This window comes from Flavobacterium suaedae, from assembly GCF_014642915.1.
GTDB classification, from domain to species: Bacteria; Bacteroidota; Bacteroidia; order Flavobacteriales; family Flavobacteriaceae; genus Flavobacterium; species Flavobacterium suaedae.
In genome coordinates this window covers 16,416-41,901 of record NZ_BMJE01000004.1, presented here as the reverse complement: position 1 = coordinate 41,901, position 25,486 = coordinate 16,416, and the positions used below count along the sequence as shown (strand labels likewise).

Below are 25,486 nucleotides of genomic sequence, written 5' to 3'. Positions count from 1 at the left end.
CGTGGAACAGTAACTATAAATAAGGAGAATATATAATGTTTCAGGATGTGTATGATGTAATAGTAGTAGGGGGCGGGCACGCCGGTTCGGAAGCTGCCGCTGCTGCTGCCAACATGGGTTCTAAAACTTTGTTGGTTACAATGAGCTTGCAAAACATTGCACAAATGTCTTGTAATCCTGCTATGGGCGGTATTGCAAAAGGGCAAATTGTGCGCGAGATAGATGCGTTAGGCGGGTATTCCGGTATAGTGTCCGACAGGACTGCTATACAGTTTAAAATGCTTAACAAGTCTAAAGGTCCTGCCATGTGGAGTCCACGTGTGCAAAGTGACCGTATGCGTTTTGCAGAAGAGTGGCGATTGATGTTGGAGCAAACACTAAATCTTGATTTCTATCAGGAAATGGTTTCCGGTCTTATAATAGAAAACGGAAAAGTAAAAGGAGTTAGGACTTCGCTTGGTTTAGAAATTAAAGCCAAATCGGTAGTACTAACAAACGGTACTTTCCTTAACGGATTAATCCATATTGGCGAAAAACAATTTGGTGGTGGTAGAGCAGGCGAAGGTGCTTCTTTTGGTATTACTGAAGATTTGGTTAAGGTAGGTTTTGAAGCCGGAAGAATGAAAACCGGAACACCTCCGCGTGTTGATGGTCGTTCGTTAGATTATTCTAAAATGATTGAACAGCCGGGAGATGAAAACCCCGAAAAATTCTCGTATTTAGATATAACAAAACCATTAGCCGAACAGCGTTCGTGCCACATGACGTATACTTCTAATTTGGTACACGATCAACTTCGTGAAGGTTTTGACCGTTCGCCAATGTTTAATGGCAGGATAAAAAGTCTTGGACCGCGATATTGCCCTTCTATTGAAGATAAAATAAATCGTTTTGCAGATAAAGACAGGCATCAGCTTTTTATAGAACCTGAAGGGTGGAATACCGTTGAGGTGTATGTAAATGGTTTCTCTACTTCCTTGCCGGAGGATATTCAGTTTAAAGCATTACGCTCGGTAGTAGGTTTTGAGAATGTAAAATTCTTCCGTCCGGGTTATGCAATAGAGTATGATTATTTCCCGCCTACACAGTTAAAACATACGCTTGAAACTAAATTAGTGGAAGGTTTATACTTTGCCGGGCAAATAAATGGTACTACAGGTTATGAAGAAGCAGCCTCTCAAGGCTTAATGGCGGGTATTAATGCCCATTTAAAGATAAATGGTAACGATCCGCTAATATTAAAACGAAATGAAGCCTATATAGGCGTTTTAATAGACGATTTAATTACAAAAGGCACAGAAGAGCCATACAGGATGTTTACATCGCGTGCAGAGTACAGAACGTTGTTAAGACAGGATAATGCAGATTTCAGGTTAACGCCTTTATCATATGAGATAGGATTGGCAAAAGAAGACCGTATGCGTAAAATGGAGAAGAAAAAGACGGAAAGCGATGCTTTTGTAAACTTCTTTAAAGAAACCAGTGTTACGGTAGCGGAAACAAACCCGATATTGGAAGAGAAAAACTCTTCACTAATATCGCAGCCCGATAAAATGTTTAAAGTATTCTCACGTCCGCAATTGGAATTGGATGATATTTTAAAGTTTGAAAAAGTAAAAGAATATATTGCGGAACATAACTTAGACAGAGAAGTTATAGAGCAAGCTGAAATTCAGGTTAAGTATTCCGGTTATATAGAAAAGGAAAAAAATAATGCCGATAAGCTAAACAGGCTTGAGGATGTAAAAATTCCTGAGAACTTTGATTTCGATAAAATCAAGTCTATTTCTATAGAAGCACGTCAAAAATTAAAGAAAATTAAGCCGGTTACTATATCGCAGGCTTCACGTATAAGTGGGGTTTCTCCAAGCGATGTTTCGGTACTTTTAATACACATGGGTAGATAATGTTTCACGTGGAACGTATAAAAAATATATTTTTTACAGTTGTTTTTCTGCTGTTTGGTGCTGTTTCGTGTATTACACCACGCCACACAGTAGAAATTAACGACTATATTTTATTGCCTAACGGAATGGAAATTTTAGGGAAGGAGCAAGGCTTAACCGCTTTTATGTTTGAGAACGACCCTACCAAAATTCCGTTTCAGCAATTTGTAGGTGATAAATACAATATTGGCAATTATGTTGATGTGAGCTATTGGGTTACTGTAGACGGACATCGATTTAAGGTTTTTGTATATGCTCCTTCGGATATTGAAAAGTATTTTGATACTTCGGAGTTTATGGTAACCAATGTAGAAACCGAAGCCAATATAGTAGGTTCTACAACTAAATTTTTAGCACTTTCTATGGTAAGTAGTGCAAATGAAGATTGTTTACGCCAAAATTCGCTGTACTATAATATTGCCATTACCTATTTACAACAACTAAAAGACGAATACCTGAGAAGTTAAAATGGAGCCTACCGCAACCAAAGCCTATTTAAAAGTAAAAGACCATTCTGTATCAGGAGAGGTTTTTGAGTTAGTTTTAGACCAGGAACTGCACCTTTTAAAAACAGAGCCGCAACCCAGTCCTGAAAATTTAGGGCGTTATTACGAAAGCGAAGACTATATTTCGCATACCGATGGTAAACGTTCTCTTTTCGAAAAAATGTATCATGCAGTTAAGGAAAGGGCTTTAAAAAATAAAGTAAAACTATTATCCCGATTTCAACCTGCAAAAGGTAAACTTTTAGATATTGGTGCCGGTACTGGCGATTTTTTAGTTGCTGCAAAAAGAGCAGGCTGGCAAACCGAAGGTATAGAACCTAACGAAAAAGCAAAAACTATAGCTGCTGAAAAAGGAGTGGACTTTGCAGAAAATTTAAGCTCTGTTGCAGACCATACGTATGATGCTATTACCATGTGGCATGTACTGGAGCATGTTCCTGATGTGGAGAAACAAATTACAGAATTAAAGCGTATTTTAAAACCTGATGGGGTTTTAATTGTTGCCGTGCCCAATTACAGGTCGTACGATGCACAATATTACGGAAGCTATTGGGCAGCGTATGATGTGCCGAGACATTTATGGCATTTTAGCAAAACAGCCATAAAAAAGTTATTTAATGCCGAAGCAATGGAAGTAATAAAAATCTTACCCATGCTTTTTGATAGTTTTTATGTGAGTTTACTCTCTGAAAAATACAAAACCGGTAAAATGAATTTTATAAAAGGTTTTTGGATAGGATTAAAGTCAAATGCCAAGGCGAGCAGTACTTTGGAGTACTCATCGCACATTTATGTGATAAAAAACGACGAAAACTTAAAATAAAGCGATTTTAGCGCGTTTTAAGGGCTTAAATATCTATTTCCTTTACTTTAAAAAGAAATGCGCTTATTTAAAATGTAATAAAGCCTGTTTTAATCGGTATGAGTTATATATAAAACAATAACTATAAATAATATTTATAATAATTAATTTACAATAAAAATTCCTTAAAAGCGGTTATTGTTGCACATTAATCAGTAATTAGTACTTTTGTCGGAAATTTTAAAATAACTATTTCTAAAATGAAAAAATCACTTTTAATACTAGGTCTTGCTGTAACAGTATTATCATGCAACAAACAACAATCGTCGTCAGATTTTAAAACTGCTTATATTGATACTGCCAAATTGGTTGAGGAATATGAAGAGTTAAAAGACCTTGAATCTAAAGGTAAAGTGAAATCTGAAGAAATGGGAAGAGAGCTTCAGGAAAAAGCTAAAGACCTTGAACTTGATTTTGCAAGTTTTCAAAATGAAATGAAATCTAAAGGAAGACAGTGGGCAGAGCTTAAATATCAGGAACTTCAAAAAAGAGAAAGAGATCTTAATATTGAGCAGGAAACAATGATGCGCCAACTTCAGGAAGAATTTGGAGTAAAAAGAGATACCATTGTAGCACAAATGAAGCGTTACATTAAAGATTACGGAAAGAAAGAAGGCTACGACTACATATACGGTACAGGAGATGCTGCCAGCGTACTGTATGCTAAAGAGCAGTATGATATTACTGAAGAAGTGCTAAAATCACTTAACAAAAAGTACAAAGGAGAAGATACTGAAACAACAGAAACTCCCGAAGCTAAGGAAGAAGATTCAGTTGCAACGAAATAAACAATCCTGAAAAAAATATATAAAATGCTCCCAAAAACGGGAGCATTTTTTTTACAATCTTAATTACCTGTAGCCTAAAAAATTCTTATTTTTCGGCTTTATTATATGCCTATGCAATCCCTTTCTACCACAGCCCAATATGCCCTTCGTTTTATTAATCAAACAAACAAATCCATATTCCTTACGGGTAAGGCAGGTACAGGGAAAACCACATTGTTAAAGGAAATTATCAAGACCACGCATAAAAATGTGGTAGTAGTAGCACCAACAGGTATTGCAGCACTAAACGCAGGCGGAGTTACCATACACTCCATGTTTCAACTGCCATTTGCGGGTTTTATACCGGAATTTAACCATCCGCCACAATTTTCGGAAAGGGTAAAGTTTGAAACCAAAGACACACTGCGCAGGCATTTCAGGATGCGAGCCGATAAGCAAACTGTGTTACAAAACCTGCAACTGCTTGTTATAGATGAAGTTAGTATGCTTCGCGCGGATTTATTAGACGCTATAGACTTCATGCTGAGGAGTGTACGTAAAAAAGATATGCCTTTTGGTGGCGTACAAGTATTATACATAGGCGACCTTTTACAATTACCACCCGTAATACGTAATGAAGAGTGGGAGGTACTGCGACAGTTTTACGCAGGTAAGTTTTTCTTCCATTCGCATGTGGTACAGCAAAACCCGCCCTTGTATATTGAGTTGGATAAAATATACCGCCAAACGGATGAGCAGTTTATAGGTGTACTCAACAACCTGAGAAACAATATTATAACTAAAAATGATTTGCAGGTATTAAATCAGTTTGTAAAACCTGATTTTGATATTAAAAACAACCCAGGTTATATTACTTTAACCACGCATAATGCTAAGGCAGATACCATGAATGCCAATGCGCTTAAAGACCTTAAAGGCAAAGCGCACACCTACCTGCCTGAAATTGTAGATGATTTTCCCGAAAAAATATATCCGGTAGAGGAGGAGCTAAAGCTAAAAGTAGGGGCACAAGTAATGTTTATTAAAAACGACCCCTCGCCGGAGAAGAATTACTTTAACGGAAAAATAGGGGTAATCGAATCCTTATCAGAGGGTGAAATAATGGTACACTTCCCCGAAGAAGACCTTACCATTGAAGCCGAAAAATACGAATGGCAAAACATTCGCTACTATGTAGATGAGCAAACCAAAGAGATAAAAGAAGAAATACTGGGCACATTTGTGCAGTATCCGTTAAAGTTGGCTTGGGCAATAACGGTGCATAAAAGTCAAGGATTGACTTTTGACAAAGCTGTGCTCGATGTATCGCGCGTTTTCATGCCGGGACAGGCATACGTTGCTTTGTCGCGTTTACGTTCGCTGGAGGGGCTTGTTTTGCTTTCTCCGATGCAAATGAACGGTATTCTTAATGATGCCGATGTAATGCAGTATGCTTCGGAAAAAGCCAAAGCCGATGACCTCGAAGCCTCATTACAACAGGAAACCAAAGTGTTTATAGGCAACTTCCTGATAAACAGTTTCGACTGGAAAGACTTGGCTACCCAATGGCAAAAGCACAAAATGAGCTATTTGCAGGAAAGTGACAGAGCATTAAAAGGCAAGTACAGGCAATGGGCACAACAGCAGGAAGACAAAATACACAAACTGCTTGACCCTGCGGGTAAATTTATCAATCAGCTTAATAGTTTGTTCTATAAGCCCGATACCGACATGACTTTTGTAAAAGAAAGGGTAGTGGCGGCATATAATTACTTTTTCTCGGTAATGGATGGGTTAACAGGCGAGATATTGGCAAAAATGGAAGAAATAAAACGCCTGCGCAAAGCCAAAGGTTTTTATGAGGAACTTGCCGAACTGGAGGAGCTGCAAACCAATGCCGTACTGCAACTGATGAAAGCAAAACTGCTAATGCAAGCCGTAGTAGCAGGAGTAGAGATAAACAGAGAAAATTTAACCTCGCCCGAAATACGGTCGTATAAAAAAGACAAACTTACTGCTATTCGCAAGAAAATGCCTGCTGCACCAACCATCTTGGATGACTACGAAGAAGATTATTCAGAGCGGTATGCTCCCAAAAAGAAAAAGAGCAAAACGCCTAAAAAATCAACCCTTGAAGAAACCTTTGAGTTATGGGAGCAAAAAATGTCGATTGCTGAAATTGCAGCCAAACGTAAGCTAACCGAAACCACCATACAAAGCCATTTTGCAGGACTCATACAAAAAGGAAAAGTAAAGGTAACCGATGTGTTACCGCAAGATAAAATAGATGCCCTTAAAGTTGCATTTACTGATTTTGATGGGCAATCGTTAACCGAAATAAAACAAAAAAGCGGTGACCAATTTTCTTGGGGCGAATTAAGGCTCTATAGAGCGAGTTTAACAGATGAATAAGTAGAAAGGCGAAACTAACGTAGTTACTTTTTATGTATTAAACGCGTAAGTTTTATAGATAAATCGGTTAGAATAATTTTGGCGTTACCGTTACGCTCTATATGGTAACTGGCATCGGCTAATTCTTTAAAAATATCGTTGATATTATTACCGTTTACAAACGGGGCAAAGTTTTCCAGTTTAAATTTATCTACCGTGGGTTCCATGTACACCAGCTCTTTAGCTTGGTAGTTAAGCAATAATGCTTGTCGGAACATATTAATACAAAAATCTAAAAACTGCTTTTGCGCTTCGCGACCTATACCCGCTATTTGTTCACTCCAACTAATAAGGTCTAAAATAGCAGCAGCGTTCCCTTTCGCCCTGAAAGCAGCACGCACCCATTGTACAAACCACTCTTCAAACGGATAATCGTTCTCTTTTTTATACAGTAAATGCAAGGCTTTATTATAGTTACCCTGCGCTTGATGTGCTATTTTTAGTGCTGCGGCAGCATCGGCATTTTCACGTGAAACAAGTGCGTCGGCTATAGCCTGTTCGCTAAGTCCGCCAAAATGTAATACCTGGCAACGGGAGTGTATGGTTTGCAGTATATCATCCTCATCTTCGGTTATAAGTATAAAAACCGTTTTTTGAGGTGGTTCTTCCAGTAGTTTCAGTAGCTTGTTGGCTGTAGCAATGTTCATTTTATCTGCCATCCAGATAATCATTACTTTATAACCGCCTTCGTATGCTTTTAACGATAGTGCTTTTACAGTTTCCTCTGCCTCATCAACACCAATTTGCCCTTGCTTGTTAGCAATATCTATTTTCTTATACCAGTCAAAAAGGCTGCCGTAGGGGTTCTCGGTAATAAACTCGCGCCACTGCTTTAAAAAATTAGCACTTACAGGTTTACTTTTTACCTCTTTGTTAGGCGCAACCGGAAAAACAAAATGCAAATCAGGGTGCGAAAAGTTTTTGAATTTCAGGTTACAGGCTTCGTTACCGGTGTTGTTTTCGCCATTGGTATTACTGCACAAAATATATTGCGCATAAGCAATAGCCATAGGGAGTGTTCCGCTGCCTTCAGCTCCTACAAAAAGCTGAGCATGCGGTATACGCCCGCTGTTAGTACTTTGCGTTAAGTGGCTTTTAATGTGTTCCTGCCCTAAAATATCTGAGAAAAGCATAGGGCAAATATAGGGGAATCTATCCAGTTAACAGTAGCAGTTTTCAGTTTCGGATTTTGCGTTATGTGATTGTCATTGTAATTTCAGAATACTTCTTTCTTCAAGGTAGTCATTGCGAGGAACGAAGCAATCTTTTTTACCTACATCGATTGATTGATTTATCCACTCATTTTTCAATATCTAGTTAACAGTTTATTATGAGAAAAAACTATATTTGCTTTTCTTCATATTAAACCAAAATAACACATATTATGAAAACGCTATCAACTATTGATTTTAAAGATAAGAAGGCTGTAATAAGGGTAGACTTTAATGTACCGCTTGATGATAATTTTAATGTAACCGATACTACTCGTATTGAGGCTGCAAAACCAACTATCGATAAAATACTAAATGATGGCGGAAGCGTAATCCTTATGAGCCACTTAGGGCGACCAAAAGGAAAAGAAGAAAAATACTCGTTAAAGCATATTGTAGCTAAAACAAGTGAAATTTTAGGCAAAGAAGTAAAATTTGTTGACGATTGCATTGGTGAGGCTGTAGAAAAAGCTGCTGCCGACTTAAAACCGGGCGAAATACTATTACTGGAAAACTTACGTTTTTACGATGAGGAAACAGCAGGAGATGAGGACTTTGCTAAGAAATTGGCAAGCCTTGGCGATGTTTACGTAAACGATGCTTTTGGTACGGCACACCGTGCGCATGCATCAACAACAATAATTGCGAAGTTTTTCCCTCAAAACAAAGTTTTTGGCGCACTTCTTGCTAAGGAGATTGAAAGCTTAAACAAAGTTCTTAAAGATAGCGAGAAACCTGTAACGGCTGTTTTGGGTGGTAGTAAAGTATCATCTAAAATTACGGTTATAGAAAACATACTGGATAAAGTAGACCACCTGATTATTGGCGGAGGTATGACATTTACCTTTATTAAAGCACAGGGCGGTAAAATAGGCGATTCTATTTGTGAAGATGATAAGCAGGAGCTGGCTCTTGAAATACTGGAGAAAGCAAAAGCTAAAAACGTACAAATACACTTGCCTGTAGATGTTATTGCAGCTGATGGTTTTAAAAATGATGCTAACACTCAGGTAACACCTGTTGATGCAATTCCTGATGGATGGCAGGGGCTTGATGCAGGACCAAAATCGCTAGAGAACTTTAAAGAAGTAATTTTAGCTTCTAGAACTATTCTTTGGAATGGACCGTTAGGCGTTTTTGAAATGGAATCGTTTGCCAAAGGTACAATTGCACTTGGCGAATATATAGGGGAGGCTACCGAAAAAGGAGCTTTCTCGCTTGTAGGGGGTGGCGACTCTGTTGCGGCAGTAAAACAGTTTGGGTTAGAGCCTAAAATGAGCTACGTTTCTACAGGTGGTGGTGCTATGCTGGAAATGCTGGAAGGGAAAACCTTACCGGGTATAGCAGCCATACAGGAATAGGAAATAAAGAAACATAAATTTATACTGTATAGGTAAACTATACAGGAGAAGAAAAAAACTACCAACTGTGTTACATAACACAGTTGGTAGTATATAGTATTAATTCATAACACTTTTATATGAATAGAAAAGGGGCATTGTCATTGATTTTTGCAGTATGTTCTTTTGTGGCAACTGCGCAGGAGATAGCAGAAAACGAAATTGAAGCACCGAAAGTTAAACTTTCATACTTAGATTCAGTTAAGAATACGTTTATACGACATGAAGTACTATCCGACATAGACAGCATGTGGATGAAAGAGCTTGCTAATACCGAGCTTTTTGATGCTATGCAGGAGGATATAGAAAATGTAAATCCTGATGAGAGTGTAGATTTTAACCTATCAACGGATGTTTTAAAAGAAAGGCTTGCCAAGCTCGATGCCACTTCACCGTTCCATATAGAATACAACCCCGCACTTGAAAATGTAATCAAGTCCTACTTAAAACGCAGGTCTAAGTCCTTTGAAAGGCTTATGGCAATATCACAATACTACTTCCCGATGTTTGAAGAGTATCTGGATAAGTATGACTTACCTATAGAAATAAAATACCTTGCAGTAGTAGAATCGGCACTTAACCCAAGAGCACGATCAAGAGTAGGAGCAACAGGACTATGGCAATTTATGTACCGTACCGGTAAGCAATATAACCTGGAGGTAAACTCGTATGTTGATGAAAGACAAGACCCTTTAAAAGCCACCGAAGCAGCTTGCCAATACCTTTCGGCTATGTATAAAGTTTTTGGCGACTGGGATTTGGTACTGGCATCGTACAATGCAGGACCTGGTAATGTTACCAAAGCAATACGCCGTTCAGGCGATTATAAAAACTACTGGAACATAAGGCATAAATTACCAAAAGAAACAAGAGGTTATGTACCTGCTTTTATGGCAACTATGTATGTGTATGAGTATGCTAAAGAGCATGGTATAATAGCAAAGCAGCCAACTACTACCTATTTTGAAACCGATACGGTAATGGTAAAAAGAGAAATGTCGTTCGCGCAAATTTCAAGTTTACTGGATGTTCCTGTGCAGCAATTACAATTTTTAAATCCTATATATAAACGCGATGTAGTTCCTTATACTAAAGAGAAAGCGCACTATATAAGGCTGCCTAAAAGTAAAGTAGGTTTATTTACCTCAAACGAAAATGCTATCTATGCCTATATAGACCATGAGTTTGAAAAGCGTGAAAAGCCACATTTCATCAGAGAGCAGCAGGAAGCCCTTGCCCTTTCGGAACAAATGGATGGTAAAAAAGTTATTATTACTACTCAGTCTTACCGCATTAAAAAAGGTGATAACCTAGGTGCTATTGCCAATAAGTACGGGGTTTCGGTTAGAGATATTAAAAACTGGAACGGTTTAAGAAGTAATATGATTAGAGCAGGACAACAATTACATATAAAAGTAAAAACTATTGTTGATATTCCTGAAGAAGAACTGGTTGTTGAAAAACCTGAGCCTGTAGCACCTGTAAAAATAAAAGAGGCGGATGTAATTCCTGTTACTGTTGAACCTGAAGTGCAAAGTATTGCTGTTAATGGTATGGTATTGGATAGTAAGAAGGAAGATGCTGAAAGTGAAGAAGACCTGGTTGCTGCTTATAAGAAAGATAATAGCAGTGCTATAAACTATGAGCAGGAACACTTGTATATAGTACAAAAAGGTGATTCGTTGTTTAGCATAGCAAAAAAATTACCCGGTGTAACTGTAGACCACCTGAAACGCTGGAATAAATTAAATAAAAACGTTATTAAGCCCGGAATGAAACTAAAAGTGGGTGAAGAAACGAACTAAAAACACTTAACCTGATATGAAAAGAATAAAACAAATACTATTTTTTGCTTTTGTTCTTTCCCTTACTGTTTTAGCCTGTAACACCAAGCATGATGATGAGCATGCAGAATCTATAGGGAATATTAATGAAATTTCTATAGTTATAAACGATGGGCTATGGAGTGGGGATGTAGGGGACAGTGTGCGCCGAAAGTTTGCTGCTCCTGTAGAAGGGCTTACTCAGGAAGAACCGCTTTTTACCCTTAACCAATATCATGAAGATACTTTTGATGAAGCCCTTAAAAAAGGGAGAAACATCATTATAATTAATAAGGGAGAAGAAAGGAATTTTACCAGCAAGAAAAACAGTTATTGTTCTCCGCAAAATGTATTTAGCATATCAGGACAAACTATAGACGATTTGCTTGAACTTATTGATATGCATTCGGATGAGATTATACGTAAAATTAAGCAAACCGAAATAACAGAACACCAAGAGCGTAATATAGAAGCAGGCTTGCTTGATGACAGCCGATTTAAAGAACAGTTCGGGGTATCTATCATGATTCCCGAAACGTACAATTATGCTGTAGAGCGCGATAGTTTTATATGGCTTAAAAAAGACATTCCAAGCGGTAATACCAACATATTGCTGTATAAAGTGCCTTACTGCACTATAGAGCACGATAAAACCATATTAATGAATATTATAAGCATGCGCGATTCTATTGGGTCTATGTACATACACGGGCAAGACCCCGGCACGTATATGAAAACCGAAGAAGCCTATGCTCCCTATTTATTTATGACTAGTTTTAAAGACAAGCGTGCTTTTGAAACCCGTGGAAACTGGGAAATGGAAAACGATTACATGATGGGACCTTTCCTTAACTATGCCATACGTAATGATGCGTATAAATGTTATACTGTTGTTGAAGGTTTTATTTACAGCCCTTCATCACCTAAACGCGATTTAATTATAGAACTGGAGTCTATTATTAAATCCCTTCAATTTGAAGAATGAACTTACAATTCAAAATAAAGCGATTTAACGAGCTTTCATTACACGAGCTATATTACACCTTACAATTACGCAGCGAAGTGTTTGTAGTAGAACAAAACTGCGTATATCAGGATATAGATGGTAAGGATGAAAAAGCATTACACGTTCTTGGTATTTATAATGATGAGGTTGTAGCCTATGCTCGACTATTTTCGCCCGGAGATTACTTTGATGACGCCTCAATAGGCAGGGTAGTGATCAGTGAAAAATACCGAGAAAGAAAGTGGGGGCATAGCCTTATTCAGGCATCAATTGATGCGATTAAGGAACACCACAATACAGGAGTTATTACAATATCAGCACAGTTATACCTGAAAAAGTTTTACGAAACACATGGCTTTCAGCAAGTAGGAGATGGGTATTTAGAAGACGGCATACCACATATACAAATGAAAAAACAGTAAAGCTTTGAGAACTGTTAGCTATTAAAAAGATTGCCACGCTCCGTTATCACTCCGCTCGCAATGACGAGTTGTGTGTAGTTTTGCGTTATGTCATTGCGAGGAGGCACGACGAAGCAATCTAAAAACATACATTTATTGATTGAAAAATTATTATAGATTGCCGCGCTCCGTTATCACTTCGCTCGCAATGACGGGCTGTGTGTGGCTTTTTAGGTCATGTCATTGTGAGGAGGCACGACGAAGCAATCTTTTTGTAAAGTAATTATTATATTGCTAACCCAACTAATTACAATTTTTCCGTGAAAACAGGTTATGTATATATAATTACTAATCACACTAATACTACACTTTATACAGGGGTTACTTCCGATTTATACCAATGTATTAAAGAACATAGAAACAAGCGTTATTCAGCTTCATTCTCATCAAGATATAATCTATATAAACTTGTTTATATAGAAGGGTTTTTAATGATTGAAGATGCTATTGCAAGAGAAAAACAGATAAAAGCAGGTTCGAGAAGTAAGAAAGTTAAACTAATTGAAAGTATAAACCCGAATTGGAAAGATTTATATTTTGAAATTGAGGAATACTTGTAATGAATTAAGATTGCCACGCTCCATTATCATTCCGCTCGCAATGACGAGTTGCGTGTAGTTTTGAGCTATGTCATTGCGAGGAGGCATGACGAAGCAATCTTAAACTTAAAAAGTAGTAAAAGTTTTGAGAACTGTTAGCTGTGACTGAAAACTGTCACTGAAAGCTATATTTTAGTAATAACAAGTTCCACACGGCGGTCGTATTCAGAGCCTTTTCCTAAAGGTTGGGTATTACCATACCCTTTATATGTCATTCTATCAGCATTTACTCTTTTGGAAACTAAAAACTTATAAACCTTTTTAGCCCTGTTTACAGATAGTTCCCTTTTACGGGTATCTTTATCTATAGCCTCTTTTTGGTATGTTGGTGTGCAGCATACATGCCCCTGAATTTCAAATTCAAGGTTTTTATACTTGTGTAGCAAACGGGCTATTTTTTCCAGTTCTTTACGGGAACTGTATGTTAACTGACTGCTGCCTCTTTCAAACAAAATATCTTTTAAGAAAACACGGTCGCCCACAACCATATCTTTCTTTATATGGTCGTACATGCCCGGTTCTTTTAGTTCGGGTGGGGGTAGCGGTTTAAAGTTAACCATAACATCTACCCTGCGGTTTTTAGAGCGCGCTTCCGATACGTCGTTAATATCATCTTCAAGCAGTATGCGCCCTTTACCCTCTATAGTAACAATAATTTTGTTTTTAACCCCGTTTTCTATCAGTTTGTCTTTTATGGTGTTAGCACGATTGTTAGAGAGTTTATAGTTGTACTCATCTTTACCTCTGTCATCACAGTAACCGAATATTTGTATACTTTCAATTCGGGTAGTATCTATAGCTTTTATAAAGGCTACAACGTTTTTACCCTGCTTATCATCTAACGCATATTTATCGAACTCAAAATAAATGGAAAAAACGGTTTCTTCCTGAGCTACAGCGATATGCGTAATCAGTAGTACTAGCAATATGTTTAAAACCTTCTTCATCCGTATTGCTAATTTAATGATTTTTTTGCTTTTAGACGTTTTTTGGGGGAGAAGTAATAATGCATAAAACTGTAGTGTTTAGTACTGTTTACTGATTATTTTAACGCATATTTCCTGTTTATAGTGCATAAAAATCCCCGCTTTTTGAGTAGCGGGGATTTAGTAACTATTAGTTTAATAGTATTTTGTTGTATTCGACACTATTATTAAGTAGTGTTTTAGCTTTTAGTATTTCGGGATTACTGGTAGTGTAGTATTCATATAATCCCTCTTTATACTGGTAGCGTTTAATAATTTCATCAAGAATAAGCTGCTTAATTTCTTCTTTATGCTGCGTTAGTTCTTTCTCTTCGCTTTCTGCCAGTGCAGCCATAAGGTTGTTATATTCTTTGGCTATAGTTTCGTTTACTTTTTCTTTTACCGCTACTTCGTAGGCTTCTTTTAATGCTTTTTCAGTTTCAGTATCAAAGTCAAACTTTTCTTTTTTCAGGAACTTTCTAAAGTCCTCAAAATCACTATCGGTAAACTTAGGTATAGTATTCCCCAAATTAGGGTGTTGATAGTAATATTCTGTTACATAGTTAAAAATAGCATCGTTACGCTCCAATGCATCAGCTATGGTACTTTGTTTTGATTCTTCCAGTACTAAATCAGGTAATATACCGCCACCATCATACACCGTACGCCCTTTGCGGGTTTTAAAAGCATTATAGTCTTTTTCATCTATACGGATTGCTTTACCGTCTACGTCTTTATGGGTATAATCCAGTGCCTGTATACCACGACCGGAAGGCGTGTAGTAGCGCGAAATAGTTACTTTCACCTGAGTGCCGTAAGTAAGCTCCAACGGGCGTTGTACCAACCCTTTACCAAAGCTACGGCTCCCTATAATAACAGCACGGTCTAAATCCTGTAACGCTCCTGATACAATTTCAGATGCTGAGGCGCTTTTACCATTTACTAAAATAGCAAGCGGAATTTCAGTATCAACCGGTGCTCTTTGTGTTCTGTAAGTATTGTTATACTTTTCGTTTTTAGATTTTGTAGTTACAATAACCTCTCCCTGTGGTACAAAGAGGTTACAAATGTTTACAGCCTCGTTTAGTAATCCGCCCGGGTTATCTCTAAGGTCTAATATTATTTTTTTAGCACCTTTACTTTTAAGTTCTTTAAGAGCTTCTTTAGTCTCGCTGGATGCTTTTGCATTAAACTGAGAAAGTACAATGTAACCTGTATCATTGCCTACCATGCTATAGTATGGTACCGCCCTAAGGTCTACCTCATCCAAAACTAACTCTGTGGTTAACACTTTTCCCTGGCGTTTGTATTTTATAGTAAACTTGGTGTTGCGTGTACCTTTTAAAAGCTCGCGGGCATCTTCTTTAAATTCGGCAAGGTTAACATCGCCTATTTGTATAATTTCATCACCGGCTTTAAGTCCTGCTTTGTCGGCAGCATAGCCTTTGTAGGCCTCTTTTACTATAAGTTTACCCTCTTTACGGGTTATAAGTGCACCAATACCGGTGTACTGCCCTGTGTTGTTTATTTTAAACTTGGCTACATCGGCTTCGTTAAAGTAAACAGTATACGGGTCTAAATCATCAAGCATGCTTTTTATGGCTTTATCCATAAGTTCGCCCGGATTTGTTTCGTCTACATAGTTTACATTAACCGTTTTATATAGCGTGGTAAAGATTTCTATTTGTTTTGCAATTTCAAAGAAATCGTTTTTAAAGCTTGAGCCAATAAACAGAAAGACAACCGCAACAATCGTCAAAACATATCTTTTCTTTTTTAGTTTGGTAAGCATAATGTAGTATAAGGTTTATATTATTTTTTTCTCTTTAATCTTCTGCGTATTAAGATGAACACAATTACGAAAATAAGGATAAAAGGCCAAAGATGGAGTAAACGGATAAAGAAACTTGAAATACTGTTAAAGCCTGACTTTACAGCATTCCACATTTTTGAGCCGTATGATACTGTTGCACCTTGTTTTGCTTCTATAGTTTTATAATATTCAAGGTTTATGGTACTCATACTAACCCTGTTTTGCAGGTAGCGTAAACGCCCTTGTTTTACCTCTATTTCTTCGCGTATGTTAGAGAGTTCACGCTCAATTTCCAGCATTTCCTTTACTTGGTTGGCTTTTTTAAGCAGCTCCAAATAACGCTCTTCCAGTTTCTGTTTTGCTTTAATGCGTGCCTCGACATCTATATACTCTTCGGTTACATCTTGTGAACTTATTTCTTTCTGGTCAAAGTAGTTTACCCCTTTGCTTATCTCGGTAATAAAAGCATCAAAGTTTGATGAAGGTACACGTACCGTCATAGTATGCTTTAAAGCATAATTGGTTTTATATTCGTTATCGTTTTGTATTTGCCCGTTTAGCTTTTTTACAATTTGCTGTATTGTTGAGGTTGTTGTGCTAAGGTCATCTGTTTCAAAACGTAAATTGGCAGTTTTGATGATTTTTGGCTCGTAGGTTTCAGCATCACTTAAAGCCTGTAGCGTGGTTTGTGAACGATCATACTCTCCGGCAGGCGCAGAAACTTCCAAAGCTACTTCTTCAACAGCTTCCATATTATAATCTGCTGAAGGCTTAGGAGCCGGATTATTACACCCAATGCAAATCAGCAGTAAAAACAGAGGGATAACTATTTTGTTCATAAAGTGGTGTTTTAGGATTATCACTTTAAAACGCAAAAAACCTGAAAATTAGTACAGTAAATAACAAACTGTTACATTATAGTTCTTCCTGTTTCAGGAATTTTTCAAAAAGTTGTACTGTTTTGGTGTTTATTTCTTCAAAGGTAAGGCGGTCTTTTGTCTGGTAAAAAAACATAAATGCTGTAGGCTGGGTAATTTTTTCGGTAAGCAGGTGTTTGTTTAGCCTGTAGGTTTCCCGCAATAAACGCTTAAAGTAATTGCGGTCGGTAGCGTTTTTAAAGTTCCTTTTAGATACCGAAACCCCCATTTTTATAATCCCTTCTTCACCTTCCGGCAGCGGTACATATACCAGTCGCAGCGGATATTTAGCCACTGTTTTACCTTCACTAAACATTTGGGTAATAGTGGTTCGGCTTTTCAGCTTTTCGTGCTTTGGGTAGTTGTATTGCTTTTTTTCCATCAGGGCGCAAAGTTACACTATTTTAAAATCAATAGTGATAAAATTACTACTATATCAGATTATTTTCTTAATATTGCTTTGTAAAACAGATAATAATATGGTATCAGAAAGGGTAGGAAAATATATAGAGGCGAAAGGAATAAGCTTTTATGCCTTTGAAAACAGCTTGGAAGCGAGTAGAGGGAGTATATCAAAAGCAGTGAAAGACAGAAAGAGTATAGGCTCTAATATGTTGGAAAAAATTCTTGCTAAGTATACCGACCTTAACCCTACATGGTTGTTAACAGGTGAGGGTGATATGCTGATTGATGACCAGGCATGGCAAGGGAGTCATGTTAAAGCCTATATGCTTAAAACCGATAATAATGTGGAAAGCCAGCAAATTCCGCTATATGATTTGGAAGCTGTTGCGGGTTTAGTGCCATTATTTAGCGATAATAAAGCATTCCAACCGGTAGACCATATAATGATACCCCACTTACCAAAATGTGATGGTGCCGTTTATGTAACAGGCGATAGTATGTATCCCCTATTAAAAAGTGGTGATATAGTTATGTATAAAGAGATAAACGATATTGCCAACGGCATTTTTTGGGGTGAAATGTACCTTTTAAGTATTGATTTGGCAGGGGAGGAGTATATAACTGTAAAATACATACAAAAAGCGCAGGAGGAAGGCCATATAAGGCTGGTAAGCGAAAACAGGCATCATCAGGATAAGGAAATACGGTTAGACCATGTAAAAGCACTGGCACTGGTTAAAGCCAGTATTCGTATTAATGCGATGCACTAAAAATAAAAAAACGCTAAACTTTACATTTAGCGTTTTTTATTGCTCAAAGTGAGCTACATCCAACTAATTTACTATTCTACCGTGTCTATCTATTTACGATATATTGTTATGCTTATTTGTGTCTTACTGTGTTTTGATACTACAAAGCTAGCGTGCAAAACCAAAATATTATATTAAAGGCAACACAAAATTCTGTTAAACCCCGTTAGTATTGGGGTTTCCCTTAACATTTTACCTAAATATTGATGTTTACACTTAAAATTACAGGGTAGTAAGCTCTGCTTATTTTAAAAAATTGAAGTCAGTTGAAACTATAAATTCATTTTCATCTAAAACAATGGTAACCTCTTTTTGCAGGTAAAGTGCTATTTGTATGGCATCAAGACTTTTGGTGGTATTAAAACTATATTTCTTCAGTATACCGTCTATAGGTATTTCCATTACAACACTATTAATTTCTTCTTTTTCAAGTTTTCCGGCTTTGGTAGTATAGTAGCTAATATCCTTGCCATTGTATTTAATAAGCTTTATACTTTTTGGGTTTACAGTTTTTTTGGTAAGTATTCTTTTTTTATCTGCTAAGGCTTTTCTTCTTCTGTACTTTATGGTTGTAATTATATAGTAGGTAACAAAAGGAAGTAAAATTATAAGTGCAGCAGTTATTACAATTATATTTGCTTCTCCGGCAGGTTGATATTTTCCTCTATAGCCTAAGCCTGCTAATAAAGATACTATACCGGTATAAAAAATGTATACCAATACGAGTGTGGTAATACTTGCTATAATATTGCGGAATTTTCTTTTCATAAACCTATAGTGCAATTTAAATAAAAAAGGCTTTCAAACATGAAAGCCTTTTTGAGATATAACTAGTTTATAGCCCTTAATTATTTAGCCGTTTCATCAATATAAAAGTTGTTGTCCCTGTCTACATCTGCCATTAGTTCCGATGGGTCTATAACAATAGCTTTAATATCGCTTTTAGGCTTGTTAATAGTAAACTCATAGGTTTGGTGTGCCCAACCCCATGCTTCCTCTACAGTACGATCCATTTGCGGGTAAGGGTTATCTTTAGTATAGCGCATCATTTTTAGCGGTACATAAAAACTCTCCTGTCTGCCATCTTTATAAATTACTACAATATCAAGCGGCATTGGCATTAACCCTTTGCGCTCCAGTGTTACTTTGGTAGAAATACCGTCAACTTTTGCTACATCAGCAATGGCGTAATCAATAGTATTGGTAGTTTGCGTCCAATCCGTTAAATACCAGTCTAATTCCGCACCGCTTACACGTTCTGCTGTTCTTTTAATGTCATTTGGTGTAGGGTGGCTAAACTTAAAGTCGCTGTAAAACCTTTTTAGTGTTTTGGATACATTTTCCTGACCGATTAAATAATTAAGCTGTGCAAGGAAAATTTCCCCTTTACTGTATGCTGAAATGCCGTATAAAACATTTTGGTCATAACGGTCGGCATGGGTAGAAAGTGGTTGCTCTTTACCCGATTTAACCATATAATTGTAGTTAGCGTATGCGCTTGAAAAAGGGTTAGCATTTTCCTCTGCTGTTTCGGGCATAATAAACTTCATTGCTAAATCAGAGATATACGAAGTAAATCCTTCATCCATCCATTCGTGTTTCGACTCGTTACTTGCTAAAATATGCTGGAACCAGGAGTGTGCAAATTCATGTGCTGTAACCCCCACAAGGCTTGGATAACTGCGGTTACCGGTAATAAGGGTACACATAGCATACTCCATACCGCCATCACCACCCTGTATTACAGAGTATTGCTTGTATGGGTAAGGGCCTATTTGCATGTTATAGTACTCTAAAAGCTGGACTACTTTAGGCTGAAATTTTTTCCAGTTCTCGTTATACTCTTTATTGTCTTTATAGAAGAAGTGAAGTTCCGTTTCGTTAGGACCCATCACTTTATCGTGAATGTAATCTTTATCGGCACCCCAGGCAAAATCGTGAACCATTGGTGCAACAAAATGCCATGTTAGCGTTTTGGTTTTGCGTGGGTATTTTACTTTTACACCTTCATCTTCATACCCTTTACCAATTTCGTTTTTGTTTTGCAGGTAGCCTGTACTGCCTATGGTATAGTCTTTATCAATGGTAATTTTTACATCAAAATCTCCCCACACACCGTGAAACTCACGTCCTATATATGGGTCCGCGTGCCAGCCTTCAAAATCATATTCCGCTAATTTAGGATACCATTGTGTCATAGAAAGTGCTACGCCTTCGGCACTGTTCCTGCCCGAGCGACGTACCATTAAAGGAACCTGCCCTTTAAAATCAAGCGTGAAGGTAGTAGAAGCCCCCGGCAGTATTGGTTTTGCCAAGGCAACCTCCATAACAGTACCCGAAACAGTGTTGTTTAACATTGCACCGTCTTGTTTCAGGTTTTCTATTTCTAAATATCCTATCTCGTCAGGCTTCAACGTTTTAATACGGCTCTCTTTAATAGTTTGGTCGCCTCTTTTAAAACTTTTTACCATACGGCTGTCAGGGTCTGCAATAGATTGTAAACGAGCATCCATTTCACTACCCGGCTGAAAGGCGTTAAAATACAGATGGTAATATACCTTCTTTAGTGTATCGGCAGAGTTGTTGGTATATACCAACTCCTGCGTACCAGTATATTGGTAGGAGTCTACATCCATAGTAACCTCCATTTTATAGTTTACATGTTGTTGCCAGTAACCCGGGTTAGGGTTATTGGGCTGATTTTGTGCAAATAAGCCTGTTGCCGATAGTATGGCGATGTACAATATTTTCTTCATGCGTTAAAAATAAATAAAGTTTTTAAAGTGGAGAAGTTAGGCTTGATAGTTTTTTAAAAACAAGAACCCCCACAAAAGCTTGTAGGGGTTCTCTTCAAAATATAGTAAACCTAATTAACTATTTCATTCTTGACATTTTATCCGCAAGGATAATTGCGTTGTATGCATTTACAACTTTTCCTGTTATAGAAACATCGCTAAATGCTCTCATATCGTTAGCATCTCCTCCTGCAGCTACTTCCATATCAATAGAAAGACCAGACTGCATAATTACCTGCTTCACTTCGGCAGCTGATAATTTAGGGAAGTAAGCACGGATAAGTGCTGCTACACCTGCTGCGTTTGGCGATGCCATAGAAGTTCCCTGTAGGAATTCATAATTATTATCAGGAGTTGTAGCATAAATACGTACCCCCGGGCTAAATACATCTACATCCTTTTTACCATAGTTAGAGAAGCTTGCAATTAGACCTTCGTCTAAATTATAAGCTAATGCACCAACTGAAAGGAAGTTGTTAGAAATTTCCGGACCTCCGTTCATGTTATCGTTAGGGTAACGTTCTACACCACCCGGCTGGTTAAGGTCTGTACCTTCGTTACCTGCCGCACACACAATAAGAACGTCTTTTTCAGCAGCATATTTTATAGCATCGTACACCCAGTCGCTGTGTGTAGCATAGTATTTACCAAAACTACCGTTTATTACTTTAGCACCGTTATCTACAGCATAACGTATAGCAAGCGCTACATCTTTATCATACTCATCACCATCCGGCACGGCGCGTACAGGCATAATTTCTACCACTTCGCTGGCAACACCGTCTCCACCTATACCATTACCACGTAATTGTGCAATGATACCTGCTACGTGTGTACCGTGTTTTGCGCCATCTTTATCTGGACCAATAACGTTACCATTACCATAACCACGAGCATTAAAGTCATCTTCATCATCACCTAATATATCGGCACGTGGGTTATATTTTAAGTTTAAGTGGTAGTTAAGTTTGCTGTTAAAATGATCAACACCGCTTTGTACCTGACTAATAAACTCATCTCTTTCTACTTGGCTAAGTATCCTTTTAAATACATCTTTTACAGAGTTTACCATTGCGTCCTCAGTTTCAAGTGATTCTAAGTCTTCAACAGTATAATCTTCTTTACCAAGAGCATCTTGTATTGCTTTGTCTGCTTTTAAAAAGAATTCCATTCTTTGTTTACCGGACATTGCCTCGCCATACTCAGCATCATATTCTTCTTTTGCTTTTTTGTATAATTCAGAACCGTCGTCTCCTTTTTTAAGGATACGTACAAACTCCATGTTTTCATGGTTAATGTCACCTAAAAAGTTCCATCCGTGCACGTCATCTATAAAACCGTTATTGTCATCATCTTTTCCATTTCCGGCTACTTCATCTTCATTAGTCCATATCTGTCCTTGTAAATCAGGATGCTCAATATCTACACCAGAGTCTATTACACCAACAATTACTTTTTCAGCTTTTCTGCCTTCCAGTAATTTGTAAGCACGATCTACACTCATACCCGGTATAGTATCCATTAAAATATCAAGATGGCTCCATCTTTCCTCTTCTCTATCAGTAAGCTCTGCTTGCTTAGGCGTTATATTAGTAACGCTAATAGGCTCTGCTGTAATTTTTTTAGTACTGCTACAGCTCGCTAGAAATAACGCTAGTGCTGCTGACAGGTAAATTGATTTAAATTTCATATTTAATTTAGTTTAATACATTGTTTTGACAATTGGTCTAAAATATTATGCTTTTGTTACAAGTTTTACGAAATTAACATTATGTTAGCAAATCCTGCCATTTAAAAGTGTCTTTCAGGCGAACTCCTTTTTCGGTATGCTGAACGGTAATTATTTCGTTATGAGCATCGTGCTCTAATATAAGGTAGTAACCATTATCAGCCGCTTCATTTAAAAATTTCGATTTTTCGTCTAAGGTTAATAACGGGCGGGTATCGTAACCCATTACGTATGGTAATGGTATATGTCCTGCTGTAGGCAATAAATCTGCCATGAAAACAAATGTTTTTCCATCAATATGAATAGTAGGAAGCATTTGTTTTTCGGTATGCCCATCAGCAAATAAAATATCAAATCCCAGTTCGCTGTTCTTTTTAAAATCACCTTCAGGACGTTCTATAAATTTTAGCTGACCGCTTTCCTGCATTGGCATTATGTTTTCTGTAAGAAACGATGCTTTTTCGCGGGCATTGGGTTTTGTAGCCCACTCCCAGTGGTTATCGTTCGTCCAGAAATGCGCGTTTTTAAAAGCAGGTTGATAGCCTGTTCGATCTTTATTCCATTTAATGGCTCCGCCCACGTGATCAAAATGCAGGTGCGTTAAAAATACATCGGTAATATCGTCACGATGAAAACCGTATTTTTCTAGTGATTTATCTATAGAGTTATCGCCCCACAATGAATAATAGCCAAAAAACTTATCCGATTGCTTATCGCCCATTCCGGTATCAACAAGTATCAGTTTTTTACCGTCTTCAATAAGCATACAGCGTGCAGCCATATCTATCTGGTTATTTTCATCGGCAGGGTTGGTGCGGTTCCAAATGGTTTTGGGTACTACTCCAAACATTGCACCTCCATCCAGCTTAAAATTTCCGCTTTCTATAGGGTATAATTTCATGTATATTGTTCGTTTATGTGTAGTTTAAGGCAGCAAGTTACACATTTTGGTACAAAAAAGAGAATATATGGCATAGGGCAGGAGGTTGGTATAACTATTGTTTATATACCTATAGGAATAAAAAAGATACCTTTGGTTGGAAAGTGTAAAATTGTGGGTATCTTTGCACTAAATAGAGATTAATTTTAGGTTGAGCTATGATAAAAGTATCTGATACAGCAAAAAAGAGAGCTATCATGCTTATGGAAGATGATGGCTTTGATACAACTACCGGTTTTATACGAGTAGGTGTAAAGAGTGGCGGATGTTCAGGCCTATCATACGAGTTGAAGTTTGATAATGAGCTTGGAGAGAACGATAAGGTTTTTGAAGACAATGGTATAAAAATAGCCGTAGATAAAAAAAGTTTCCTTTACCTGGCAGGTACAACATTGGAGTACTCGGGCGGACTTAATGGTAAAGGCTTTGTATTCAATAACCCTAACGCACAAAGAACGTGCGGTTGCGGTGAGAGTTTTTCACTTTAAAAATTTTAGTTTCGGGTTTAACGTTTCGAGTTGCCTGTTTCCCGTAGATGTTTATAGATACAGTTGGTTTTGGGGATGATTATGGACCCGAAACTCTGAACCTGAAACCTGAATAAATAAAAAGGTATGAGTAAATACACAGAAGAAGAATTAAAAGTTGAACTCGAGAATAAAGAATATGAGTACGGCTTTTATACAGATATAGAATCGGATACATTTCCTAACGGACTTAATGAGGACATCATCCGTGCGCTTTCTGCAAAGAAAGAAGAGCCGGAATGGATGACTGAATGGAGACTGGAAGCTTTTAGGGCTTGGAAAGAAATGGCCGAGCCGGAGTGGGCAAATGTGCATTATGAAAAACCTGACTTTCAGGCTATATCATATTACTCTGCACCAATGAAAAAACCGAAATATGACAGTCTTGATGAGGTAGACCCGGAGTTACTGGATACCTTTAAAAAACTGGGTATTTCTGTTGATGAGCAAAAAAGGCTTGCAGGTGTAGCGGTTGATATTGTAATGGACTCTGTTTCGGTAACCACTACATTTAAAAAGACACTTGCCGAGAAAGGCATTATATTCTGCTCTATTTCCGAAGCGATTAAAGAACACCCTGAACTGGTAAAGAAATACTTAGGTACAGTTGTGCCGCAGAAGGATAACTTTTATGCAGCATTAAACTCAGCAGTATTTTCAGATGGTTCTTTCTGTTATATCCCGAAAGGAGTACGTTGCCCAATGGAGCTAAGTACTTACTTCCGAATTAACCAGGCAGGAACAGGTCAGTTTGAGCGTACGCTTGTAGTGGCTGATGAAGGAAGTTATGTAAGTTACCTTGAAGGGTGTACAGCACCAAGCCGTGACGAAAACCAATTGCACGCTGCGGTGGTAGAACTTATTGCACTTGATGATGCTGAAATAAAATACAGTACCGTACAAAACTGGTTCCCCGGTAATAAAGAGGGGAAAGGTGGTGTATATAACTTTGTAACCAAGCGCGGACTTTGCGAAAAGAATGCAAAAATATCTTGGACGCAGGTAGAAACAGGTTCGGCAGTTACATGGAAATACCCAAGCTGTGTGCTTAAAGGTGATAACTCAGTAGGGGAATTTTACTCTATTGCAGTTACCAATAACTTCCAGCAGGCAGATACCGGTACTAAAATGATTCACTTAGGTAAAAATACCAAGAGTACTATTATATCAAAAGGTATTTCGGCAGGTAAATCGCAAAACAGTTACAGAGGGTTAGTACAGGTTAACAGCCGTGCGGAAAATGCCCGTAACTTTTCACAATGTGACTCATTATTAATGGGTAACGAGTGTGGTGCGCATACCTTCCCGTATATAGAATCTAAAAATGCATCAGCAAAAATAGAACACGAGGCTACTACCAGTAAAATTGGAGAAGACCAAGTATTCTATTGTAACCAGAGAGGTATACCTACAGAAAAGGCTATTGCACTTATTGTAAACGGCTTTAGTAAAGAGGTTCTTAACAAACTACCTATGGAGTTTGCTGTAGAAGCACAAAAGCTTTTAGAAATAAGCCTTGAAGGCTCAGTAGGTTAATAAACGGTTACAGGTTCT

At 37.7% G+C, this 25,486-nt stretch carries 22 protein-coding genes; 13 read left to right on the top strand and 9 right to left on the bottom strand.

Annotated features, from left to right (window positions below; genetic code table 11):
• The first annotated feature begins 35 nt into the window (after positions 1 to 35).
• From mnmG to IEW45_RS08450, 5 genes are all read left to right on the top strand, one after another.
• Positions 36 to 1,907 (top strand): tRNA uridine-5-carboxymethylaminomethyl(34) synthesis enzyme MnmG, encoded by a 1,872-nt coding sequence (mnmG, locus tag IEW45_RS08470; protein ID WP_188620812.1) that lies wholly within the window; start codon positions 36 to 38, stop codon positions 1,905 to 1,907.
• 8 nt (positions 1,908 to 1,915) lie between these two features.
• A complete protein-coding gene (locus IEW45_RS08465) occupies positions 1,916 to 2,413 on the top strand; it encodes a hypothetical protein (RefSeq protein ID WP_188620811.1) in 498 nt (165 codons plus the stop codon).
• A gap of 1 nt (position 2,414) precedes the next feature.
• Positions 2,415 to 3,275: a class I SAM-dependent methyltransferase gene (locus IEW45_RS08460; protein WP_188620810.1), complete on the top strand. Its 861-nt coding sequence runs from the start codon at positions 2,415 to 2,417 to the stop codon at positions 3,273 to 3,275.
• Positions 3,276 to 3,514: 239 nt separating this feature from the next.
• On the top strand, positions 3,515 to 4,102 hold the full coding sequence (locus tag IEW45_RS08455) for an OmpH/Skp family outer membrane protein (protein WP_188620809.1): 588 nt from the start codon (positions 3,515 to 3,517) through the stop codon (positions 4,100 to 4,102).
• Positions 4,103 to 4,213: 111 nt separating this feature from the next.
• A complete protein-coding gene (locus tag IEW45_RS08450) occupies positions 4,214 to 6,493 on the top strand; it encodes a helix-turn-helix domain-containing protein (RefSeq protein ID WP_188620808.1) in 2,280 nt (759 codons plus the stop codon).
• A 23-nt stretch (positions 6,494 to 6,516) separates the two neighbouring features.
• On the opposite strand, the gene IEW45_RS08445 is transcribed toward IEW45_RS08450, so the two are convergent.
• Entirely contained in the window at positions 6,517 to 7,665 is a 1,149-nt protein-coding gene (locus tag IEW45_RS08445; protein ID WP_188620807.1) for a DNA polymerase III subunit, read from the bottom strand.
• A gap of 251 nt (positions 7,666 to 7,916) precedes the next feature.
• Between IEW45_RS08445 and IEW45_RS08440 the strand changes: the two genes are divergently transcribed.
• The 5 genes from IEW45_RS08440 (at position 7,917) to IEW45_RS08420 (ending at position 12,993) form a co-directional block, all read left to right on the top strand.
• Positions 7,917 to 9,104: a phosphoglycerate kinase gene (locus IEW45_RS08440; protein WP_188620806.1), complete on the top strand. Its 1,188-nt coding sequence runs from the start codon at positions 7,917 to 7,919 to the stop codon at positions 9,102 to 9,104.
• Between the two features lie 119 nt (positions 9,105 to 9,223).
• Positions 9,224 to 10,948 (top strand): lytic transglycosylase domain-containing protein, encoded by a 1,725-nt coding sequence (locus IEW45_RS08435; RefSeq protein WP_188620805.1) that lies wholly within the window; start codon positions 9,224 to 9,226, stop codon positions 10,946 to 10,948.
• A gap of 16 nt (positions 10,949 to 10,964) precedes the next feature.
• Positions 10,965 to 11,951 carry a DUF4837 family protein gene (locus IEW45_RS08430; RefSeq protein ID WP_188620804.1) on the top strand — a complete coding sequence of 329 codons (987 nt, stop codon included), beginning with the start codon at positions 10,965 to 10,967 and terminating at the stop codon, positions 11,949 to 11,951.
• A complete protein-coding gene (locus IEW45_RS08425; RefSeq protein WP_188620803.1) occupies positions 11,948 to 12,394 on the top strand; it encodes a GNAT family N-acetyltransferase in 447 nt (148 codons plus the stop codon). The genes IEW45_RS08430 and IEW45_RS08425 overlap by 4 nt, the downstream gene beginning before the upstream one ends.
• A gap of 299 nt (positions 12,395 to 12,693) precedes the next feature.
• On the top strand, positions 12,694 to 12,993 hold the full coding sequence (locus IEW45_RS08420; protein ID WP_188620802.1) for a GIY-YIG nuclease family protein: 300 nt from the start codon (positions 12,694 to 12,696) through the stop codon (positions 12,991 to 12,993).
• Positions 12,994 to 13,157: 164 nt separating this feature from the next.
• Here the strand turns inward: IEW45_RS08420 and IEW45_RS08415 are convergent, their stop codons facing one another.
• The 4 genes from IEW45_RS08415 to rnpA all read right to left on the bottom strand — a co-directional run bounded on the left by IEW45_RS08415 (position 13,158) and on the right by rnpA (position 17,109).
• Positions 13,158 to 13,979 carry an OmpA family protein gene (locus IEW45_RS08415; protein ID WP_188620801.1) on the bottom strand — a complete coding sequence of 274 codons (822 nt, stop codon included), beginning with the start codon at positions 13,977 to 13,979 and terminating at the stop codon, positions 13,158 to 13,160.
• A gap of 169 nt (positions 13,980 to 14,148) precedes the next feature.
• A complete protein-coding gene (locus tag IEW45_RS08410; RefSeq protein WP_188620800.1) occupies positions 14,149 to 15,789 on the bottom strand; it encodes a S41 family peptidase in 1,641 nt (546 codons plus the stop codon).
• Positions 15,790 to 15,809: 20 nt separating this feature from the next.
• Positions 15,810 to 16,649: a DUF4349 domain-containing protein gene (locus tag IEW45_RS08405; RefSeq protein WP_188620799.1), complete on the bottom strand. Its 840-nt coding sequence runs from the start codon at positions 16,647 to 16,649 to the stop codon at positions 15,810 to 15,812.
• Positions 16,650 to 16,725: 76 nt separating this feature from the next.
• The gene (rnpA, locus tag IEW45_RS08400; RefSeq protein WP_188620798.1) at positions 16,726 to 17,109 is read right to left on the bottom strand and encodes a ribonuclease P protein component; all 384 of its coding nucleotides are present in this window, start codon (positions 17,107 to 17,109) and stop codon (positions 16,726 to 16,728) included.
• Between the two features lie 97 nt (positions 17,110 to 17,206).
• Here rnpA and IEW45_RS08395 point away from each other — a divergent pair, with 97 nt between their 5' ends.
• Positions 17,207 to 17,902, top strand: a complete 696-nt coding sequence (locus IEW45_RS08395; RefSeq protein WP_188620797.1) for a S24 family peptidase — start codon at positions 17,207 to 17,209, stop codon at positions 17,900 to 17,902.
• 282 nt (positions 17,903 to 18,184) lie between these two features.
• Here the strand turns inward: IEW45_RS08395 and IEW45_RS08390 are convergent, their stop codons facing one another.
• The 4 genes from IEW45_RS08390 to IEW45_RS08375 all read right to left on the bottom strand — a co-directional run bounded on the left by IEW45_RS08390 (position 18,185) and on the right by IEW45_RS08375 (position 23,366).
• Positions 18,185 to 18,709 (bottom strand): hypothetical protein, encoded by a 525-nt coding sequence (locus IEW45_RS08390; RefSeq protein WP_188620796.1) that lies wholly within the window; start codon positions 18,707 to 18,709, stop codon positions 18,185 to 18,187.
• Between the two features lie 80 nt (positions 18,710 to 18,789).
• On the bottom strand, positions 18,790 to 20,697 hold the full coding sequence (locus IEW45_RS08385; RefSeq protein ID WP_188620795.1) for a M1 family metallopeptidase: 1,908 nt from the start codon (positions 20,695 to 20,697) through the stop codon (positions 18,790 to 18,792).
• Positions 20,698 to 20,815: 118 nt separating this feature from the next.
• Positions 20,816 to 22,426, bottom strand: a complete 1,611-nt coding sequence (locus IEW45_RS08380; protein WP_188620794.1) for a S8 family peptidase — start codon at positions 22,424 to 22,426, stop codon at positions 20,816 to 20,818.
• Positions 22,427 to 22,505: 79 nt separating this feature from the next.
• Entirely contained in the window at positions 22,506 to 23,366 is an 861-nt protein-coding gene (locus tag IEW45_RS08375) for an MBL fold metallo-hydrolase (RefSeq protein ID WP_188620793.1), read from the bottom strand.
• 197 nt (positions 23,367 to 23,563) lie between these two features.
• On the opposite strand from IEW45_RS08375, the gene IEW45_RS08370 reads away from it, so the two are divergent.
• Both IEW45_RS08370 and sufB read left to right on the top strand, forming a co-directional pair.
• Positions 23,564 to 23,893: a HesB/IscA family protein gene (locus tag IEW45_RS08370; RefSeq protein ID WP_188620792.1), complete on the top strand. Its 330-nt coding sequence runs from the start codon at positions 23,564 to 23,566 to the stop codon at positions 23,891 to 23,893.
• A 126-nt stretch (positions 23,894 to 24,019) separates the two neighbouring features.
• Positions 24,020 to 25,468 carry a Fe-S cluster assembly protein SufB gene (sufB, locus tag IEW45_RS08365; RefSeq protein ID WP_188620791.1) on the top strand — a complete coding sequence of 483 codons (1,449 nt, stop codon included), beginning with the start codon at positions 24,020 to 24,022 and terminating at the stop codon, positions 25,466 to 25,468.
• Positions 25,469 to 25,486: the final 18 nt, after the last annotated feature.

Coding starts and splice junctions, on each gene's coding strand:
- IEW45_RS08395 (WP_188620797.1), top strand. CDS start 17,207: ATGGTATCAGAAAGGGTAGGAAAATATATAGAGGCGAAAGGAATAAGC.
- IEW45_RS08375 (WP_188620793.1), bottom strand. CDS start 23,366: ATGAAATTATACCCTATAGAAAGCGGAAATTTTAAGCTGGATGGAGGT.
- IEW45_RS08440 (WP_188620806.1), top strand. CDS start 7,917: ATGAAAACGCTATCAACTATTGATTTTAAAGATAAGAAGGCTGTAATA.
- sufB (WP_188620791.1), top strand. CDS start 24,020: ATGAGTAAATACACAGAAGAAGAATTAAAAGTTGAACTCGAGAATAAA.
- IEW45_RS08445 (WP_188620807.1), bottom strand. CDS start 7,665: ATGCTTTTCTCAGATATTTTAGGGCAGGAACACATTAAAAGCCACTTA.
- IEW45_RS08370 (WP_188620792.1), top strand. CDS start 23,564: ATGATAAAAGTATCTGATACAGCAAAAAAGAGAGCTATCATGCTTATG.
- IEW45_RS08455 (WP_188620809.1), top strand. CDS start 3,515: ATGAAAAAATCACTTTTAATACTAGGTCTTGCTGTAACAGTATTATCA.
- IEW45_RS08460 (WP_188620810.1), top strand. CDS start 2,415: ATGGAGCCTACCGCAACCAAAGCCTATTTAAAAGTAAAAGACCATTCT.
- IEW45_RS08385 (WP_188620795.1), bottom strand. CDS start 20,697: ATGAAGAAAATATTGTACATCGCCATACTATCGGCAACAGGCTTATTT.
- IEW45_RS08405 (WP_188620799.1), bottom strand. CDS start 16,649: ATGAACAAAATAGTTATCCCTCTGTTTTTACTGCTGATTTGCATTGGG.
- mnmG (WP_188620812.1), top strand. CDS start 36: ATGTTTCAGGATGTGTATGATGTAATAGTAGTAGGGGGCGGGCACGCC.
- rnpA (WP_188620798.1), bottom strand. CDS start 17,109: ATGGAAAAAAAGCAATACAACTACCCAAAGCACGAAAAGCTGAAAAGC.
- IEW45_RS08410 (WP_188620800.1), bottom strand. CDS start 15,789: ATGCTTACCAAACTAAAAAAGAAAAGATATGTTTTGACGATTGTTGCG.
- IEW45_RS08425 (WP_188620803.1), top strand. CDS start 11,948: ATGAACTTACAATTCAAAATAAAGCGATTTAACGAGCTTTCATTACAC.
- IEW45_RS08390 (WP_188620796.1), bottom strand. CDS start 18,709: ATGAAAAGAAAATTCCGCAATATTATAGCAAGTATTACCACACTCGTA.
- IEW45_RS08450 (WP_188620808.1), top strand. CDS start 4,214: ATGCAATCCCTTTCTACCACAGCCCAATATGCCCTTCGTTTTATTAAT.
- IEW45_RS08430 (WP_188620804.1), top strand. CDS start 10,965: ATGAAAAGAATAAAACAAATACTATTTTTTGCTTTTGTTCTTTCCCTT.
- IEW45_RS08435 (WP_188620805.1), top strand. CDS start 9,224: ATGAATAGAAAAGGGGCATTGTCATTGATTTTTGCAGTATGTTCTTTT.
- IEW45_RS08380 (WP_188620794.1), bottom strand. CDS start 22,426: ATGAAATTTAAATCAATTTACCTGTCAGCAGCACTAGCGTTATTTCTA.
- IEW45_RS08415 (WP_188620801.1), bottom strand. CDS start 13,979: ATGAAGAAGGTTTTAAACATATTGCTAGTACTACTGATTACGCATATC.